Origin of the sequence: Planktothrix mougeotii LEGE 06226 (genome assembly GCF_015207485.1) — a bacterium.
Taxonomy (GTDB): domain Bacteria; phylum Cyanobacteriota; class Cyanobacteriia; order Cyanobacteriales; family Microcoleaceae; genus Planktothrix.
In genome coordinates, this window is sequence record NZ_JADEWU010000005.1 from 139,280 (window position 1) to 156,988 (window position 17,709).

The 17,709-nt window shown below is 38.0% G+C and carries 18 protein-coding genes; 6 read left to right on the plus strand and 12 right to left on the minus strand.

Annotated features, from left to right (window positions below):
• Window positions 1-99 precede the first annotated feature (99 nt).
• Window positions 100-249: a hypothetical protein gene (locus IQ236_RS04120; RefSeq protein WP_193868085.1), complete on the plus strand. Its 150-nt coding sequence runs from the start codon at window positions 100-102 to the stop codon at window positions 247-249.
• Window positions 250-359: 110 nt separating this feature from the next.
• On the opposite strand, the gene IQ236_RS04125 is transcribed toward IQ236_RS04120, so the two are convergent.
• Complete coding sequence (locus tag IQ236_RS04125; protein ID WP_322744080.1) at window positions 360-1,028, minus strand: hypothetical protein; 669 nt, start codon at window positions 1,026-1,028, stop codon at window positions 360-362.
• Window positions 1,029-1,056: 28 nt separating this feature from the next.
• Here IQ236_RS04125 and IQ236_RS04130 point away from each other — a divergent pair, with 28 nt between their 5' ends.
• Entirely contained in the window at window positions 1,057-3,333 is a 2,277-nt protein-coding gene (locus IQ236_RS04130) for a calcium-binding protein (protein ID WP_193868086.1), read from the plus strand.
• Between the two features lie 324 nt (window positions 3,334-3,657).
• Window positions 3,658-4,098, plus strand: a complete 441-nt coding sequence (locus tag IQ236_RS04135) for a retroviral-like aspartic protease family protein (protein WP_193868087.1) — start codon at window positions 3,658-3,660, stop codon at window positions 4,096-4,098.
• Window positions 4,099-4,199: 101 nt separating this feature from the next.
• On the opposite strand, the gene IQ236_RS04140 is transcribed toward IQ236_RS04135, so the two are convergent.
• The 9 genes from IQ236_RS04140 to IQ236_RS04180 form a co-directional block, all read right to left on the minus strand.
• Window positions 4,200-4,475, minus strand: coding sequence for a hypothetical protein (locus tag IQ236_RS04140; RefSeq protein ID WP_193868088.1), 276 nt, complete (start codon window positions 4,473-4,475; stop codon window positions 4,200-4,202).
• Between the two features lie 324 nt (window positions 4,476-4,799).
• Window positions 4,800-5,879, minus strand: a complete 1,080-nt coding sequence (locus tag IQ236_RS04145) for a UbiA prenyltransferase family protein (RefSeq protein ID WP_193868089.1) — start codon at window positions 5,877-5,879, stop codon at window positions 4,800-4,802.
• Window positions 5,880-5,933: 54 nt separating this feature from the next.
• Window positions 5,934-6,296 (minus strand): DMT family transporter, encoded by a 363-nt coding sequence (locus IQ236_RS04150; protein WP_309235867.1) that lies wholly within the window; start codon window positions 6,294-6,296, stop codon window positions 5,934-5,936.
• Between the two features lie 93 nt (window positions 6,297-6,389).
• On the minus strand, window positions 6,390-7,415 hold the full coding sequence (locus tag IQ236_RS04155) for an NAD-dependent epimerase/dehydratase family protein (RefSeq protein ID WP_193868090.1): 1,026 nt from the start codon (window positions 7,413-7,415) through the stop codon (window positions 6,390-6,392).
• A gap of 52 nt (window positions 7,416-7,467) precedes the next feature.
• Entirely contained in the window at window positions 7,468-9,114 is a 1,647-nt protein-coding gene (locus IQ236_RS04160; protein ID WP_193868091.1) for a hypothetical protein, read from the minus strand.
• Window positions 9,111-9,689 (minus strand): YdcF family protein, encoded by a 579-nt coding sequence (locus IQ236_RS04165; protein ID WP_193868092.1) that lies wholly within the window; start codon window positions 9,687-9,689, stop codon window positions 9,111-9,113. Before IQ236_RS04165 ends, IQ236_RS04160 begins: the two co-directional genes overlap by 4 nt.
• Window positions 9,690-9,691: 2 nt before the next feature.
• Window positions 9,692-10,756, minus strand: coding sequence for an NAD-dependent epimerase/dehydratase family protein (locus IQ236_RS04170; RefSeq protein ID WP_193868093.1), 1,065 nt, complete (start codon window positions 10,754-10,756; stop codon window positions 9,692-9,694).
• A gap of 140 nt (window positions 10,757-10,896) precedes the next feature.
• Window positions 10,897-12,354, minus strand: a complete 1,458-nt coding sequence (locus IQ236_RS04175) for a GMC family oxidoreductase (protein WP_193868094.1) — start codon at window positions 12,352-12,354, stop codon at window positions 10,897-10,899.
• A 20-nt stretch (window positions 12,355-12,374) separates the two neighbouring features.
• Complete coding sequence (locus IQ236_RS04180; protein ID WP_193868095.1) at window positions 12,375-12,734, minus strand: hypothetical protein; 360 nt, start codon at window positions 12,732-12,734, stop codon at window positions 12,375-12,377.
• A gap of 58 nt (window positions 12,735-12,792) precedes the next feature.
• Here IQ236_RS04180 and IQ236_RS04185 point away from each other — a divergent pair, with 58 nt between their 5' ends.
• The 3 genes from IQ236_RS04185 (at window position 12,793) to IQ236_RS04195 (ending at window position 16,429) form a co-directional block, all read left to right on the plus strand.
• On the plus strand, window positions 12,793-14,595 hold the full coding sequence (locus IQ236_RS04185) for a hypothetical protein (protein ID WP_193868096.1): 1,803 nt from the start codon (window positions 12,793-12,795) through the stop codon (window positions 14,593-14,595).
• A gap of 40 nt (window positions 14,596-14,635) precedes the next feature.
• Window positions 14,636-15,727 (plus strand): glycine oxidase ThiO, encoded by a 1,092-nt coding sequence (gene thiO / locus IQ236_RS04190; RefSeq protein ID WP_193868097.1) that lies wholly within the window; start codon window positions 14,636-14,638, stop codon window positions 15,725-15,727.
• Window positions 15,728-15,820: 93 nt separating this feature from the next.
• A complete protein-coding gene (locus IQ236_RS04195) occupies window positions 15,821-16,429 on the plus strand; it encodes a hypothetical protein (RefSeq protein ID WP_193868098.1) in 609 nt (202 codons plus the stop codon).
• On the opposite strand, the gene IQ236_RS04200 is transcribed toward IQ236_RS04195, so the two are convergent.
• Window positions 16,410-16,916 (minus strand): FHA domain-containing protein, encoded by a 507-nt coding sequence (locus IQ236_RS04200; protein WP_193868099.1) that lies wholly within the window; start codon window positions 16,914-16,916, stop codon window positions 16,410-16,412. The two genes, IQ236_RS04195 and IQ236_RS04200, sit on opposite strands and share 20 nt — an antisense overlap.
• Before the next feature lie 89 nt (window positions 16,917-17,005).
• Window positions 17,006-17,709 (minus strand): HNH endonuclease (locus IQ236_RS04205; RefSeq protein WP_193868100.1); only part of this gene is annotated, 704 nt, incomplete at its 5' end.

The window sequence follows — 17,709 nt, forward strand, 5'->3', positions numbered from 1 at the left end:
GGGTTTTTGGGTTGTAGGAGGGGTGATGATCATTGAATTGATGTCATCTCTCCTACATTTTGAATTAAAATAGATAAAAACTGCTTTTTGAATTGACCTATGGAAATTTTACAACAGTTGACAATTGTTGATATTTTGGTATTGGTTGCGTTCTCTCTGCTGATTATTTTTACTGGGGGTGTAATTTATTTAACCCTCGCCGAATGGCGCGATCGCAGACGTAGAGAAGAAGAAAAACGTCTACGTTAAATAATAGGTAATGGGTAATGGGGATCACGGATTTAAGAGGATTTCACGGATTTTAATCTGTGTTAATCTGCGTCATCCGCTTAAATCCGTGAAAAGAAGTATTTTACCTATTATAATTCACGCAATATTGTTTCGATCACCACATCGGGAAGACCAAGCAATTGAGCAATTTGGCATAGTTCGATACCTTGACTGTGCAATTTGCAAACGACATCAGCGACATCAATTTCGAGACGTTCGATCTGAGTTTTGAATCTGGAGTCAGTAGGATCATTATTGTCAGAGTCGCTAGGCGGAGAAAGACAGGGGTTGAGGTTGAGGGTGTGGACGTATTCGACATATTGAATATAATCTCTGCCGAAGTTTGAATTATTGCTAATATTTCTGCGATCTATAGCAGCTTTGAGATTACCTTTTTGCATATCTTCATCCATAACTACCGAGAGAGTTTTGAGTAACTTGTAGCCGACTTCTCGGACATATTTGGTAGTGTAGCGGGTGTCACGGGCTATCGCTTCGTAGGTTTTGCCATCATACATTCCCTGAAACACTAGCTGTTGTAGCGTGTTGAGATGTTTGCCCGTTTTCTCGAAGATCAGGCAATCGACCAATTTCAGCAGTTCGTTTTCGTCAGGGACGGCTTGCAACGGGCGATCCTCCTTGGGGAGCTTATGTTGAGTCAAGGAAAAATAAAATTGTGTAAAACTTCGGGCTTTTTCAGGCTTTTTCAGGCTTTTTTGGTCAAGACAAATGCAATCAAGGTCAGGTATAGTAGTCACAAATTTATCTGAGCGAAAGTGAGACACAATGCCTGACAATTTAGCTTTGTTAGAAAAGAACAATGACTTACTGAATGGTAGCAGTGCAGAAAGTCAGGAGGATTGCGGCTGTCCCTTCAAAAAAGCCCCGACGGTCGAAGCGGTATCGAATGCTCAGAATGTCCAGAGTATCCTTAACTTTGGGAGTAACGATACGCTAGAAGGCTCTGTCACGCAAGAGATATTAAATGCTAACACAGGAAGTGAATTTCTCCCCAGTTCTGCTGCGAATATCAGGCGATCGGCTTCTCAAGTCGGTGGTGGCTCACTTTCGAGCGATGGTAGTGCATATATTTTAACCGAGGGAAGCGACACATTTACGATTCCCCTTGGCTTGCTCGATACTCTATTGGGCGGTTTGCGGGGTTTAGGCGGTGCGGATTCGATTACGGGTTCGGAATCTGGGGATATCGTCTATGGCGATGAAGGGGATGACAGAATTGAGGGCCTCGGTGGTGCTGATTTGTTCTACGGTGGTGCGGGCAACGATTTTCTGAGTGGCGGTGCGGGTCAAAATGGTCTCCTTGGCGGTGATGGTGCAGACACTTTGCAGGGTGGTGAAAGTGCTGATGGTGTCAATGGAAATATGGGTGATGACGTAATTTTAGGTGCAGGCGGAAACGACTTTTTGCGGGGTGGTCGCGGTAACGATATTGTCAATGGGGAAGATGGGGATGACTTAGTAATCGGCGATTTTGGCAATGATACTTTGACTGGTGGTGCGGGTCAAGATGTGTTTTTTCTGCGCCATGAGGAGGCTTTAGGCTCTCCTACTTTTGATTTAATTACCGACTTTCAAAGAACAATTGATTTCATCGGACTTAGTACAAATCTTCGGGAATCTGATGTTATTTTGGAGTCGAAAGTGCAGCCTTCTGGTGGTTCGGCTGTGGATATTAAAGTGGCTGCAACAGGGACTTTGTTAGGTACAGTTTTGGGAGTCGCACCAGAGGATTTAAGAGGTCGATTCAGACCTTATGATGTGGAAGGAGAGCGTCCTGAAGATGTAGCGACAATTGATTTACCAGAAGTAACAAAGCTATCTGAAAATAGATTTCAGATGGAATTTCCGGCGAGTGATGGTAGCAAATATACAGTTATTTTTCAAGATGATGCTGACGGACGTTTCGTAGAATCAGTTATATTTGTACCCAATCCTACAACGGGTGTTCGTGGTAGTACAACGCTTTTCAATCGAGATGGTACACAGGCGGATATCACTCTTGAAGGCTCTAATGAAACTGTACGAGTTGAGAATCAAAAGAGTCAAGAACCTGGAAAGCCGGATCAAGGTGTTATATCGCGGATCAAAGATGGTCAGATTTTTGATACTGTAACTTTTCCTCTGCCAATTGAGCCGACCGTACCTCCTAATCCTGAGCCACCAGTTACTCCTCCCCCAGTTGGGCCAGATTTTGCGAAAGCTTGTGATTCGGTTAAAGACTTTTGCATGAAAGTTAACGACCTGGGTAAAGTGATTGATACAGTTGCTCTTGGGTTGGCAGTTGGTGGTGTAGTATTTCTTCCCCTTGAACTTGCTGCCGGAGCAGCGGAGGCAGTGGCTATTTCACTTAAAGTCGTTAAGTACAGTTGTATATTGCTTACGGGTAGTGATATGGATTTAGGTTTGAGTGCGATTAGTGATTTGTTTGGACAGGTAGTTAAGAGGTCTGGCGACCTGGAGGAATTAGCCCAACCAGATTACAAACAAATAAACGAGATCAGGTATTCTGGTGCTATGCTCATTGATTCATTTCGGGAAAAGGAGCCAACAGCCTCTAAATTAGACTTTTTGCCTCAGTTCCGAAAGTGGCTTACTGACAAGACGGGTAAGCCATTTGACTTTTGTGATAAACCTGCGACTACTCCTGAACCAGAACCAACTTGTTTGCCAGGAGGAGGTTCAGACATTAAAGTAGAACTCATCCCTGACCGCATCCCCTACGGACAAACGGCACAATACACAATGACATACTGCGATCCACAAAATGACATAGACAATTTTCTCGTAGAACTTAATACAAGAAGTGGAACACAAACCAAAATCATTCCCGTTTCATCTTCCAGTGGAACGATAAGTTTTGGGATACGAAACAAGCCAAACGCTTTTGGGGACTGTTTTACATCAGGTCAATACGTGAGTGTTTCAGCTAGAAGTGGCAGTCGTGACTTAAATTCTATTGCAAATTTCACAAATTTTGGTCTTGATGGTGGATTAACTGGTAGATTCGACATTAACGGTGTGTGTGATGTAGAGTTGGTTTAAGGGCGATCGCTATTCAATACAATTTGTAGGGGCGGGTTCACCGATCAATTATGTCACCCACTAATAACCTTAATAAACCCGCCCTCACCCAACAAATAAACCCGAATAACTATCACTGAATAACCATTAAATTGAATTAATTGTTGATTTTTCGGTGGGGTAGGGGCGGGTTTTTATAATTTGTTGATGGGTGTCAAATATTCAGGCGAACCCGCCCCTACAGGCTAGGTACAATAGATATGGTAAAATGATGTTCAATCGGGCGTGATCGCTCTTTTCCGTGAAAGTTGTAATCAATCTAAAATGCTACCGAGAGATATAATCATGACATCAACTATCAAAGAACCAATGGGAAAAATTACCACAACGTTGACAATCACAAATCGGCTAGACCAAGGTAAGGCGGAAGATAATCTAATTCCTGCCGATCAAGTCCGTTCTATTACAATAAAAGATGTGCTGGTAGATACGGGAGCAACTACTTTATGCTTGCCGCAGGATGCGATCGCTCAACTCGGTTTAAAACTTCTGAAAACAGTACCTGTAGCAACGGCAACTGGTATCGGTACGGCACGCATTTTTGAAGATGCAAAAATTTCATTAATGGGAAGAGACGCAACTTTTGAGTGCATAGAATTGCCCGCAGGAGCAGATCCGTTATTGGGCGTTATCCCCTTAGAAGCTTTGGGTATTGAATTAGATTTGCAGAAACAAACTCTCGTGCTTTTGCCACTGAGTCCTACAGCCAGTTATTTAAGAATTTGAATTTTGTTTTAATGTCTGATCGACTTTTATTATTCAGAGATAGTATTTGGATTGATCGGCAAACCGCAGCAAAATATTCGTATCCACAAGGCATAACATTGCTATGAATGATCCTCATAGATACCAGCACGACTGACCGCAAAATCCGATAGCGTAGGGACATTTACTTTCCTGTTTTTAATGAACTCATCAGCCAATTCATCTAAAAGTATTTCAAACTCGTGATCGCCGATCTCTGCATCAGAATCACTTACTGTTGATAACAGGCTCGGTGCTGACTGCCAATTTAGGAAATCAACAAAGGTAAGAACAACTTCTAGTTGCGGTTTACCTAAATAACGCAGCTTACTTACAATGGTTTCAATTACAGCTTCCATACATTTATAGCTGAACTTTAATAGTGATTAATTTCATACAATTATAGCAGAAATATTAAATATGGCTATATAGTTGGTGCTAACCCAGCCCCTGTCAGTGGGTGTTAAATATCTGGGCGAAACCAACCTGCAAGGTATGGGCTACTTTAGATTGCCCCTCTTTTCCCCTGTACTTGCAAATAACTGCTATGAAAGATTTAATCCAACAGAAATCGGCATTAGTGAATATGCAAAACTCCTAAAACATGAAGATTTAGTATGACAATCAGACGAGGTGAAATTTGGATTACCAACTTCGATATTCCGTTGCATTCTGTTATCAAATTAATGAAATAAATTAATCTTAAAATACAAGATTGCTAAGTAGCAAATTAGCCAAATCATTAAACTTAATTTAATCGTAGTATCTTGAATTAAAATTCGGCTGGGTTCTTCACCTTCTGCTAACACTGTGACTAACCATTTATAGTGCATTACGGCATAATAAACAATCGGAACGGTAATCACTAACGAGGGATTTTTACCTGATGTTATTGTAAATAAAGCATAGCACATAATGGTCATTGTTGCTGTGCTATTGAGTAGAGAATCTAAATAAGGTAAGGTGTATTGAGAGAGAACTGGACGTTGTTGGTTTTTTCTACCTCGTTGATAAAATAAGTGTAAATAAGAACGTTCTAACGGTGCTGATTTTATATCTTCTTGAGGTAGATTTTCAGACTCTAAACTGTCTTGATGGTTTTGAAAATGCAAGAGAGATAAAAGTTCAGAACGCCGTTTAGAAAACCCTAAAAATAAAGTTAGAAAAAAGGTACATAAAACAATCCAAGCCGTCGGCATATCTCCTAACGCATAAATTCCTGCTAATAGCCTTAATACAAACCCAAAGGCAATACAATTAACATCAAATAAAGGTATATTTTTTAATTTTAGAGAATAAGCAATATTGTTAATAGCGTAAAGTAAAATGCAAATTAATGTGGGAACTCCTAAAAAATATGCACCCCATAGGGAAATGATTGCTAAAGGAATTGCGATCACGAATCCCATTTTAACTGAAACTTGACCACTCGCAAGGGGACGATACTTTTTTTTCGGATGCAGGCGATCGCGTTCTCGATCTTGAATATCATTAAAAATATAAATAGCTGATGCCATTGCTGAGAAAAAAATTACCGTTAATCCTGATAGCCAAATGCTCTGGGGCTGTAATAGTCTACCCCCAAACAAAAGTCCGGCTAAACAGAATAAATTTTTTGTCCATTGGTGGGGGCGCAGAAGTTTAATTAGGGGGGGAATAGTTTTAGATGGAGTTGGTTTAAATAAAGGATCAGTCGTCTCAGAAATTGTCTCTAATACAGAAGTAGAATCACCCGAATAATGGTCTTGATTTGCTGGTTTCATGAATGGTTTAACTCCTCACAGTTTAGTCTAATGAGTTCAACAGTATTTTTGACTTTAACGAGACATAATCACAATTCCAGCCACAATAAAGCTTAATCCTATCATTTGATTTAATCCAACACGCTCTCCTAAAAATAAGCTTCCCATCAATGCAACTAAGCTAAAACCAATAGCAGCAAAGACAGGATAAGCAATGGAAACAGGTAAGCGATCTAAGGCTTTAGCAAAGACAATTAAGTTAATTCCATAGACTAGGATTGCTGCCATAAACCAAGGAGATAATAATAGAGTGAGTATACTGGGATCAGGAGCTTCTAGTCGAGACTTTTTGAGTAATAAATTGCCAATTCCTGTGTTCATAGCCGCAATTAAAACTAAACTCCATGAAATCCAATTAGCTGAGTTGATATTGTTCACGATTTGTTATTAGAATAGGAGATTGAATTATTCTTAATCATCCTTAAAATGTTAGATGGCGCGTGCGCTGCGCTTACGCACCCTACCATTAAGTTAGGAGAGTTGTTTTAACACCCAAAGTAATTTTTCTTTGACGGGACGCCGATGGGCTGAACCTGCTTTTTCCGCTTGCAGTTGATTATAGTTCTTTTGAAACCAATCATAACTTTCTCGGAACATTTCATCATTAGAATATTTAGGTTTCCAGCCCAGTTTTAGCAGAGGATCAACATCAAAATAAAATTCTTTGTGATAGGTTAAATAATGCCAAGGGGCGAGAGGACTTAACCCCATCCAGTCTAACAGTTGTAAGGTTCCAATGGTTAATCCAGTGGGTAAACTTTTAACTTGAGACTCTGTTCCTGCATATTCAATTAAATGTTCTAACCCTTCTCGTAACGTGCCAAAGCGATCAGTTCCGACATTATAGATTCCAGGTTGACCTAAATCAAGGGCTAGAAGATAAGCATCCATTAAATCATGAGCATGAACAAACTGAAATTTAACGTTCCCACTCCCAATTACATAAACATTTTTTCCTTCTTGAATCCATTCAAATAATATCTGAAAAATTCCTAATCTTCCTTCGCCTAAAATTGTCCGAGGACGAATTACAATTAAGGGTAAACCCGCTTGATCACAAATTTCTCTAACTGCTAATTCTCCAGCTAATTTTGCTCGTCCATAAATCTCAACGGCTTTTGTCGGGGTATCATTTGTAATCGGACATTCAGCCTCGCCAAATAAAGCACTAGAACTCATGTGAATAAAACTTTTGACTCCGGCTTTTACCGCTTCTTCGGCGGCGATTTTGCTTCCTTCAACGTTGACTTCCCAGAATTTATTACCAGATTTTGTTAAGGGAACTAAAGCCACATTATGATGGACAATATCAATATCTTTCATCGCTTTTGCAACCCCAGTGCGATCGCAAATATCACAGTTAATAAATTCAATTTCTGGGGGACGGGTCGGATCTTCCCAAATATCTAAAATTTTAACGTCTTCTCCCCGTTCATATAATCGACGGGCAATTAAATTTCCTAAAAACCCCGATCCTCCCGTAATTAAGTGCTTCATAAAGTTCTGTTTGTCCTCAACACCATTTGTTTTGTCGTATCATAAACGAAATTTACCCATCCGTAAAGGTTAAACTTAGCTTGCGGTGTGGAACAGGTAAAAGTTGACCTTGAGAATAATAGAAAACTTGCTCAATGGGAATATTGTTTTTAATTTTAATTTGATAAGATTGATGAGTTTTAAAATCAAAATTTTCAATAGTAAATTTTTTTCGTTTAAACGTTTGTTCTAAAGGTAAACTAACATTCATAAAATAAATTCCTTCACCGACTAATTGAATTTGATAAGTATAGGGTTCAATTTCTGCAACTTTGAGTTGGTTTTCAGGACTCAGCAGATTGTGAAACGATGCAATATTCAAAAATTTTATCTTAATGTTATGAATAGAAAATAGTTGTGCTGCGTGATAAATACCGTTTCTATAAATGTAAGCTCCTTTAAAATTATCGGGAACATTAATAATAAGTAATCCCGGTTGATTTCCCCTCTGATCATTAATGCTTTTAATCAACTGATGAGAAATTTGACTAGCTATCTGCCAATTTTTATTAGCGATATAGATATTCTTTATCAAAAATATTGAAAAAATTACTGCTAAAAAAATAATAGTATGTTTCTTTTTAACCAGAAAACTGATAATAAATACCAGTAGAATTACGAAAAAAACAGAGGGTAAATAAAGAATTCTTTCAGCTTGTGTATCCCCCAGTGAAACTCTAATATTAATCACGGGAAACATTGAGATTAAAAAGGCATAAATTAGAAATAGTAATAACTTAGCTTGTTCTCGGTAAATCCCCCCTAACCGAAAATATTGAATCACAAAAATCGTAACTAAACTGATGAAGATGAGAAAACACCATTGCCATTGAACTTCTCCAGATTGAGGTAATGGAGGTATGATAATTCTAAGACTACTAGCAAGTCCCCTGAGTATAATTGGGACAGAAAAATTAAGATGAGTTTGAGATCCATATCCACCTAATAATTGCTTTAATCCTAAATATCTCATTCCTAAATAAATTGGAAAAATAGAAGCCATTAATATTGGTAAAATCATCACCTTATAAAGCTGCTTTAGAGGTTTTTTATTTTGAAAAAATTGATAAATTTCATACCCTAAAATTAATCCAGGATAGATAATGACTGATTCTTTGGAAAGTAAAGCAAATATAAACCAGACATAAGAACTGAGTAGCCAGAACTTATTAGAGTTATGTTTGTAATATAAATAGCTATTGAAGGCGGCTAGAAAAAAACAAGTTGCTACTACATCGGAACGTGCAGAAATCCAAGTAACTGCTTCTACATGGCTGGGTAAAACTAGAAATAAAAAACCTGCAATTATAGAAATGGATTGGCTTGTTTTTTTAGATAAATGACTATGAACTAATAGCTGAGAGGAAATCAAATAGACAAAAAAACAACAGATTCCATGAAAGATAATATTAGTGAGATGATAACCTACAGGATTTAAGCCCCAAATTTGATAATCTAAAAATAAAAGGATGGAAATTATCGGTCTAAAAAAAACATCGGGTGCAGTTGTCCATACTCCAAATATTCCTTGAGTTTGAATTTGATAAATCCAGGTAAAATCATCGGATAGAAAAAAAGAATTGATAATCGGAAAGTAAATAATAACACTCAGAACAATAGAAACAATTAAAATTCCTAGGAAGTAGCCTTTTTTAATCATGGTTTTAATAGATAGAGGTTTTTATAACAAATAATCCAGTGAAATACCTTAATTAAATCATAGACTAAAGCCATCGCTTCGTAAATCAAATTAGCAGGTAAATAATGATAATAAATAAGACGTAGTGGCATCGTTCTATTTGCAAGTTCAGGATAAGAAGTAATAACTTCTTGGACGTTATAACCACACAGCTTAAACATTAACTGACTTCGTAAAGCATGGGGTTGATTACAATATAAAATCACTTCTCCTAAAGGCCATTGTTCCTGTTTTTCTAGCCATTTTCTTAATAATCTAGCATTATCAAACGTATCCAAATAGGGACGATCTTGAACATTTTCAGGAACAATAACTTGGAGTTCAGGACGATAATGTAAAAGATATTTTGCAGCACACTGTTCTTCTGATTCAGGACAATCAAAGGAATTACCCGGAGAAATAAATACTTTTTCCTCAACAGGAACTTGCTTTAAAACTTGTTGTAAAACCGCTTCAAAATAATTTGATAAAAAGTAGTATTGAGCAAAATCTTCCCGATAAACTAATCCTTCTGTGACGACAATATGGCTAACCATGATTAATCTAATCCTCCATAATTTTCAAAAATCCAGGTTAAGCTTCTTCGCATTCCTTCTTCTAAGGAAATTGTGGGATGATACCCTAATTCTCGTTGAGCTTTTGCGACCGAACAAGCAATGGTTTTATTCATTTCTGAGAGAACATGAATTTTTTGATGATAGAATCCTAGAGCTTGTAATGTTCCATCAACAACTAAAGCAACTTCACTGGCTAATCCCGATAATTTTAATCGTTTATGAACACAATTCTGTTGAAATTCTGTTTCTAATAAGCGTTCAACGGTATCAATAATGTCATTCATGGAGTAGGGACATTCATCGGCTATCCAATAGGTTTGTCCGTTGGCTTTTTCTGTAATAGCAGCTAACAATAATCCCTGACAAAGATTATCAACATAAGCCATTGACCGGAGATTATTTCCATCCCCAACAATCGGCCCTTTTCCATCTCGAATCATTTTAAAAAATAGGGTTTGGCGTTGAGGTTGATGGGGGCCATAAAACCAAGGGGGACGAATCACAACGGTTTCAATTTCTCCCTGTTCTTGATAGTTTTTAACCGCTAATTCCATTAGCATTTTTGAACGTCCATAGTTCATATAAGGATGATAGGGAGAGATTTCATCGAATAAATGATCAGGATGGGGATTACAACCACAGGGGGAATTTGAAGAGACAATAATTGCTCGTTTTACACCCCTACAAATGGCAGAATTTAATAGATTTTTTGTTCCTTCTACATTAATTTGATAAAATTCTGATACTTTTTGCGGGTGAATAATTCCAGCCGTATGAAATAAAATAGCATTTTCGGCATTTTCACAAAAGCGATCACAATCTTGAGGGTGTCTTAAGTCTCCTTGATAAATTTCAATTTTATCCGATATTCTTTGCAATAGGGTTGCATCTTGTTCTGGTAAAATTAAACACCGAATTTTTAAGTTATTTTGAGGTTGATTCAGGGGTTCAAAATCGGGTAATCCTTTAACCAATGATTCGACTAAACGAATTCCTAACCACCCTAATGCACCTGTAACTAAAATAAGGTTAGTTTTTAATTCCATAATTTTATTATTCCGCATTAAGTAGGTAAACCAAATTAATTACACAAGACTTCATAATTGGTTATAATCCATTGGAACAGCTTGTCCGGCGATGACATTTGTAAAACTCCTGAGTTAAGGGGTTAATTTAGTTCATTATCTTAAAGTTTATCTAAAAATTTTAACGCATTTCGACGAGCGATCGTCATAATTGAACCTTGAGGATTGACCCCTGGTGCGGTACAAAGTAAACTAGCATCCGCAATATATAAATTATTGAATCCATGAACTTGACCAAAGGAATTAACAGCACATTTTTGTAAATTTTCTCCCATTGGACAGGAGGAAAAAACATGAACGGTCATTAAATTTGTTTGTTTGACAGGAAGTTTTTCTGCTATTGTACTTAAATCTTGAGGATGGGTCAAGGGAGAAGTATTAGAAATACTAGGATAGAGAATTTTTGCATCTGCTTCAAACAATAATAACGCTAATTTTTGTAACGCTTCTGATAAATCTTTTAAATCTTGAGAAGTTAGTTTATAGCGAACAAAAGGATCACGATAAAAGGGAATATTTCTGACTGTACCCGAACCTTCCCCAGTAATCATAGCATAATAAATTGCCATGTTTTGCCACTGTTTTTCAACGGTTTCTGTATATTGAGGATGGTCAGTCATTCCCACCGATAAATAAGGCAGAGAACTAATCGAACATCCGAAACTAAATCGAGGTGAAAATTCTTTGACTTGATGAACAGGAACCCCCATATCTAAGGCGTTAATATTCTCATTAAATTGAGCAATTATTTTAACTGTTGGGTGCATTCTTAATGAATTACCAATATTATTTTTAATTCCACTTCGTCTTAATAAGGCTGGAGTTTGAATCGCACCACAACAAACAAATACGGTTTCGGCTTGAATTTTAATCGAATTTTCGGGGATATTATTCCCTTGACGAGTTCCTGTTAAAATCCAAGTTTTATCCGTTTGTTGAAGACTGTTAATCCGAGTGTTTGCTAAGAGTTTACAACCCGCTTTTAACGCTCTAGGAATAAAGGTTTTTGTCATGGATTGTCGAGTTCCTTTGGGAACAGAAGTTTCATCAGATTCTTCATGACGAAACCATCGAGGAACTTCTAAAGATTGCCAACCTAAACGTATTGCACCTTCGTGTAATTTTAAAGATGCTGTTGGAGCTTTCCCCGGTAAATAACAGACGTTAACCGCTTGTTCACAAGCTTCAAAATGAGGAATTAAATCAACTTCGGTTAAAGCGTCTACTTCAAATTCTGTGCGCCATTGTTCTAAAATATCTGGGGGTGTACGATGATAAAGTCCGCTATTAATTTCACTTCCTCCCCCGACACATCGACCTTCCACATATTGAATTTTGGGTTGACCAAAGGCTGCGGTTAACCCTCCATTTCGGTATTTTTGCACCATTTCTTCAACGGAAAAAGGTTGACAGGATTCTAAGGGTAAATCGTCGCCTTCTTCTATTAATAAAACATCCCGTCCTGCTTCAGCCAATAAACAGGCGGTAATCGCTCCTCCAGGGCCAGAACCAATGATGGCAATTTCAACTTTTAAATCAGATTTCGAGGGTTGAAGCATAGGATTAATAATAAGTCAGTTTATAAATGAATTGAATCAGATTGCCAATATAATACCACTAGACTTTCATAAAATCGCATCACATCTCGACAAACTTGGAAGGGTGAATTTTTCCAAGCTTTAACTTGAAGTTGACGACTAGATGGAGACTGACAATGAAAAAAGGAACCTCGACGAAGCAAACCCCAAAAATCAAAAATTAACGTTAATAAAAATAGGGGAAATTGTAAATAATCAGGCATTCGATTCTGTTCTTCTAAAACAAACTTAACAACAGAATTATGGGGAAATTTTAGGGGAGTACAATCCGATGGAAAACGCTGATCAATTAAAGAATAACACAACGCAGAGACAGTATTTACAAAGAGTTGTTGAATCATAGTTGACAATCCGGCTTACTTCCTTTAAAATCTGGCAATGTTTTTATGATAATCCCGAATGAACCTACGTGCATCATCTATTTATGCTCAGATTCCTTTAATTATTTTATATCTAATCCCTCCCTTGGCAACGGCTTGGTTTATTCTTGATTATGGAGTGGATGTCCCTTATCATGATCAATGGATATTACCTAGTTTATTCGAGAATTTTAAAAGCGGAACTTTACAATTTATTGATTTATTTAATTTACATAATTATCATCGGTTAATCTTCCCGAAGTTGATTTTTTTAGGTCTAGGGTTAACTTCAAACTGGAATATTTATGCAGAGCTAATTTGTAGCTTTTCACTAGCAATTCTAACCTTTTTAGGCCTTTATCAACTCTCCCGACTTACAAACCCTGAGCAACAAGATAACTTGTTTCATCTAACAAACCTGCTAACCAGTTTAGTCTTTTTTTCTTGGATTCAATATCAAAATTGGCTTTGGGGATTTCAGGTTGCTATATTTTTAATTAATTTTTGTACTATTTCTGCTTGTTTAATATTATCTTACCCTAAGTTTTTATCAACTAAATGGCAATATATTGGCTCGGCTATTTTATGCGGAATTGCTAGTTTTTCTTCGGCTCAAGGTTTAGCATCTTGGTTGGCTTTAATTCCTTGTGTTTTAGGGTTAGAAGGAAGTTTGACTCAACGAAGAAAGCGTCTGTTGGTTTGGATTTTATTATTTTTAATTTCTGTATATCTTTATTTCCTCGGTTATCAACCCGATGAAGCATTAAAAAATGATGCGTTTAAAAATAATCCTGATTTAGCTCAAAATCCTAGTTTATTTTTAATTCATTTTCTATTTAATATTATTGCTTCTCCCTTAATCGGTTCCCTGCAATGGTCTTGGGTTTTGGGTTTGATCATCCTTTGGTATTTCTTTTATCTCCTCTATGAACTATTAATTAAAAATCATCATCTCTATTCTTTCACTTTTCCTTGGATATCCATTGGGTTATTTGGCTTGCTTTCCAGTGTTCTAATTGCTAAGGGACGTTATTATTTAGGCGCCGACTATGGTATTCTACAAAGTTCTCGCTTTACTACTCATACTTTACTATTATTGGTCGCTATCTTTCAACTGAGTTTGATTTGGGTGCGCTTCAAAATTTCTGCTTTAGAATTATTAAAAAATCAGGGAATTAATACTGTCCTAACTTATGGTGTGTTAGTCGGTATTTTAGGGAGTTTAACAATATTGAGAGGAGAATATGCAGTCATTCAAGCAACGGATTTAAGTTTTTTCTTAAAGAGTGGTCAAACCTGTTTAACACTGATTGATTATCTGGAAGATTCTCCTTTTCTGAACACTTCAGTAGACAGTTGTTTAGTCAGAATTTATCCTGATGTTGCCTTTTTAAGACAGGAGGTAAAAAGACTAAAAACCTTACAATTAAGAACTTTTGCTGAAACAATTCCTTTTGTATCTGACCCTAATTTAAAATATGGTTATCTTCATCCTTTACCCAATAATGAGCCTTTAGTCATTCGCCGTAAAATGCCAATGAGTTTAAGCGGGTGGGCAATTCTCCCAGATTCCCAACAACAACCTAATCTTATTTTTCTGTCCTATAACAATCAAAAATCATTTTTTGCCAATGCTTATATTACAGTGGCTAGACCTGATATTGCTGAATTATTAAAATCGAAATCCTATACAAGAGCCGGATGGCAAGTTGTTTTTTCAGGAGAATCTCTTCCTGTAGGCGAGAACAAGATTAAAGCTTGGGTTTATGACCCAAAACGTCAACAATTTATTCAATTAAACGGTGAAAATTCTGTGACGGTTAAACCAAAAAAGAAACCCTAAACTGTTAAAATAGAATTAATTAGATCAATATTTAGCCGTTATGAAACCAGAAAATGAAATTATTTTAATCGGAGGCGGTTTAATCGGATTATCCCTAGCCGTTGAGTTAAAATTACGAGGGGCAACGGTAACTGTTCTAAGTCGAAATCAACAGGAAGCGGCGGGTATCGTAGGGGCTGGAATGTTAGCCCCCCAAGCCGAACAAATTCCTCCTGGCCCCATGCTAGACTTATGTTTACGCAGTCGCGCCCTCTATAACGACTGGACACGCAAACTGGAGGAACTCACGGGGTTAGAAACTGGATATTGGCCCTGTGGGATTTTAGCCCCCGTCTACGAACGTCCCGACTGTATCATCTTACCCCAAACCCCAGACACACCGAGTTACTGGCTTGAACGAGAAGCAATTTTACAGCAGCAACCGGGGTTAGGGGATGACGTTGTGGGAGGATGGTGGTTTCCCCAGGATGGTCAAGTCGATAACCGTCGGGGGTTAGTCAAAACCTTGTACAGGGCGGCTCAGGAATTAGGGGTTAAAATTATAGAAGAAATCACAGTCAAAACCTTAGTAACTTCCCCAGAAAAGGTAACAGAAATTATCACCAATCAAGGTAATTTTAACGCCGATCATTATATTTTAACAACGGGAGCTTGGGCTGGAGACTTATTATCAATTCCCGTCTATCCCCGCAAAGGACAAATGTTATCTGTCCGAGTTCCTGATGGTTTTGAATCCTTACCTTTGAAACAGGTTTTATTCGGTTCTAATATTTATATTGTCCCCCGTCGAGATGGTTTAATTGTGATTGGAGCGACATCAGAAGATGTGGGATTTACCTGCGGTTTAACCCCCAATGGTATTGAAACCTTACTCTCAGGAGCGATGCGATTATATCCGATTTTAAAAGAGTTTCCCCTTCAAGAATTTTGGTGGGGATTTCGACCGGAAACGCCAGATTTATTACCCATATTAGGGCCGAGTTCTTGGGAAAATTTAACCTTAGCCGTTGGTCATTATCGCAATGGAATTTTATTGGCTCCGGTTACGGCTGAATTAATTTCTAATTGGGTTTTAGACCAACAAGATGATCCTTTATTCGATTATTTTAGAAGCGATCGCTTTCAACCCTAAGAGCTAAAATTATCAGATATATAGAAAGCTGAAACCCTTTCACTTCTTACTGTTCCCTGTTCCCTGTTCCCTGTTCCCTGCTATAAAATTTCTATGAAATGGGTCTATAAAAATTGGGATTTAGAAACCGACCTAGGGTTTGTCATCCAGTGGATATTCGTAACCTGGATGGGATTTTTAGTCAGTTTAATTTGGATAGAAATTGGAGAAAGACCCGATTTAGGAGCTTTAGAAGGAGCCCTTGGCGGATTAATTATCAGTGTGGCTCAATGGTTTGTTCTCAAAGACCATATTTCCCAGAGTTGGCGATGGATTTTCGTCCATGTTTTAATCTGGACAATCATTGCGTTCACTCCAATAGGACTCTTGGGTTGGGTGGTTCCCCGAACCTTAAATCTTACCCCTCGAATTATTTATGGTGTTATCGAGGGAGTTAAATTAGGACTATGTTTAAGCCTTGGACAATGGTGGGTCTTACGCACCGAAGTCTTGAAACCCTGGCGATGGATCGTAGCTAGTGTACTGTCGTGGGGGATAGCATTACCCATCGGTTGGATGTTTGGGGGAATTCTACGTCAGGGGACAAGTTTTTTTCTGGGAGATGTGTTGGGTTTAGTCCTGGTTTGGACAATCGTTGCCGGGATGACAGGAATCGCACTGACTCGGTTATTGTGGTATCCTGTTAGACCGGGTAATTGGTAGGAAGCATCAATTGTTTACGCAGATCAACCTCCGTTGTCTCTTCCGTGTGATTGGGAAACAATGGATCAGAGGAAACTCCAGGTGAAGTTAAAACTTCTACGGAATACACAGGTTCCGACTCATGTTCCTGTTGCTGAGATGAATGATGCACCTCTATTCCTCCAGTAAAAATCAATTCTGTTGGATCAGGTTGAATATTTAAGAGAATTTTGGGCCCCGATATGGCTAAGTGAATCACTTGTCCATCGACTAAAGGAACTTCTTGAACCGCTTGTCCATTAACATAGGTTCCATTAGTTCCCAGATTCACAACAACCCAATCTTCACTTTGGCGACGAATCTCGACATGATACCGAGACACAACCGCACTATAGAGAACAACATCATTTTTGAGCGATCGCCCAATCCGAATCACATTGTCCTTTTTAAAGACCCAACTGCGGACAGGAATCGATTGGAGAGGATGTAATAATGTTAGTTTAATCACAAGAAAAACATGGGAAGGTTGGAAGCCTCGTCTATAAGCGAGCGAGGAGGAAAACCGGGACAAAAGCGGTTTTAACCGCCTGAGTTCTTTTAGAATCCATAAGAATAACCATCCTTTTTATGAATTGATTGACAATATTTGTGACTAATTCCTGCTACTCTTCCATGAGGAGTAACAAGATCAAAACTGCCAGATGCGCGACAAAGAACTCGACCTAAATAAAAGCCTATTTTCTTACCTTTAGTAACAACAGCTTTAACAATATCGCCCGTCTGAAAGCCTTTGTGAATCTGTATTCGTGAGCGATGTCGTGTTGGAAATCCGTATTTGTCTGTACCACACATTTGACGAGTGCCACGTCCTGTTGCCAGAATCAATAAAGGTTTATTGGTTAACACCTTTAAAGTTTCAACTTTCCCAACACAAGCTGCATCTAGCCAATGGGTTTTAGGTAGATTTAATCGAGTGCGATTGAATTTAGTTAAACCACCGGAGCCAGTTGAAACAGGTAAACCCGTTTCTTTTAAGCGATTAAACAGTAACCATCGGGTTGAATTAACGGCTGTAGCATCTTTTAACGGTTGTTTAGCTTGTTTCAAAATCCGGGGCAGTAAGTCAGGTTTACCTGATAGGAAATCTTGAATATCTTGATTTCCTTTCTTTTGATTACAGTCATGACAAGCAACAGTAAGATTGGAAATTCGGTCAGTTCCGCCTTGGGATTTGGGGTGAATATGTTCTACTTCTAAGGGGACATTTTCAACCCCACAGTAAGCACATTTTCTACTCCATT

Coding starts and splice junctions, on each gene's coding strand:
- IQ236_RS04120 (WP_193868085.1), top strand. CDS start 100: ATGGAAATTTTACAACAGTTGACAATTGTTGATATTTTGGTATTGGTT.
- IQ236_RS04130 (WP_193868086.1), top strand. CDS start 1,057: ATGCCTGACAATTTAGCTTTGTTAGAAAAGAACAATGACTTACTGAAT.
- IQ236_RS04135 (WP_193868087.1), top strand. CDS start 3,658: ATGACATCAACTATCAAAGAACCAATGGGAAAAATTACCACAACGTTG.
- IQ236_RS04140 (WP_193868088.1), bottom strand. CDS start 4,475: ATGGAAGCTGTAATTGAAACCATTGTAAGTAAGCTGCGTTATTTAGGT.
- IQ236_RS04145 (WP_193868089.1), bottom strand. CDS start 5,879: ATGAAACCAGCAAATCAAGACCATTATTCGGGTGATTCTACTTCTGTA.
- IQ236_RS04155 (WP_193868090.1), bottom strand. CDS start 7,415: ATGAAGCACTTAATTACGGGAGGATCGGGGTTTTTAGGAAATTTAATT.
- IQ236_RS04160 (WP_193868091.1), bottom strand. CDS start 9,114: ATGATTAAAAAAGGCTACTTCCTAGGAATTTTAATTGTTTCTATTGTT.
- IQ236_RS04165 (WP_193868092.1), bottom strand. CDS start 9,689: ATGGTTAGCCATATTGTCGTCACAGAAGGATTAGTTTATCGGGAAGAT.
- IQ236_RS04170 (WP_193868093.1), bottom strand. CDS start 10,756: ATGGAATTAAAAACTAACCTTATTTTAGTTACAGGTGCATTAGGGTGG.
- IQ236_RS04175 (WP_193868094.1), bottom strand. CDS start 12,354: ATGCTTCAACCCTCGAAATCTGATTTAAAAGTTGAAATTGCCATCATT.
- IQ236_RS04180 (WP_193868095.1), bottom strand. CDS start 12,734: ATGATTCAACAACTCTTTGTAAATACTGTCTCTGCGTTGTGTTATTCT.
- IQ236_RS04185 (WP_193868096.1), top strand. CDS start 12,793: ATGAACCTACGTGCATCATCTATTTATGCTCAGATTCCTTTAATTATT.
- thiO (WP_193868097.1), top strand. CDS start 14,636: ATGAAACCAGAAAATGAAATTATTTTAATCGGAGGCGGTTTAATCGGA.
- IQ236_RS04195 (WP_193868098.1), top strand. CDS start 15,821: ATGAAATGGGTCTATAAAAATTGGGATTTAGAAACCGACCTAGGGTTT.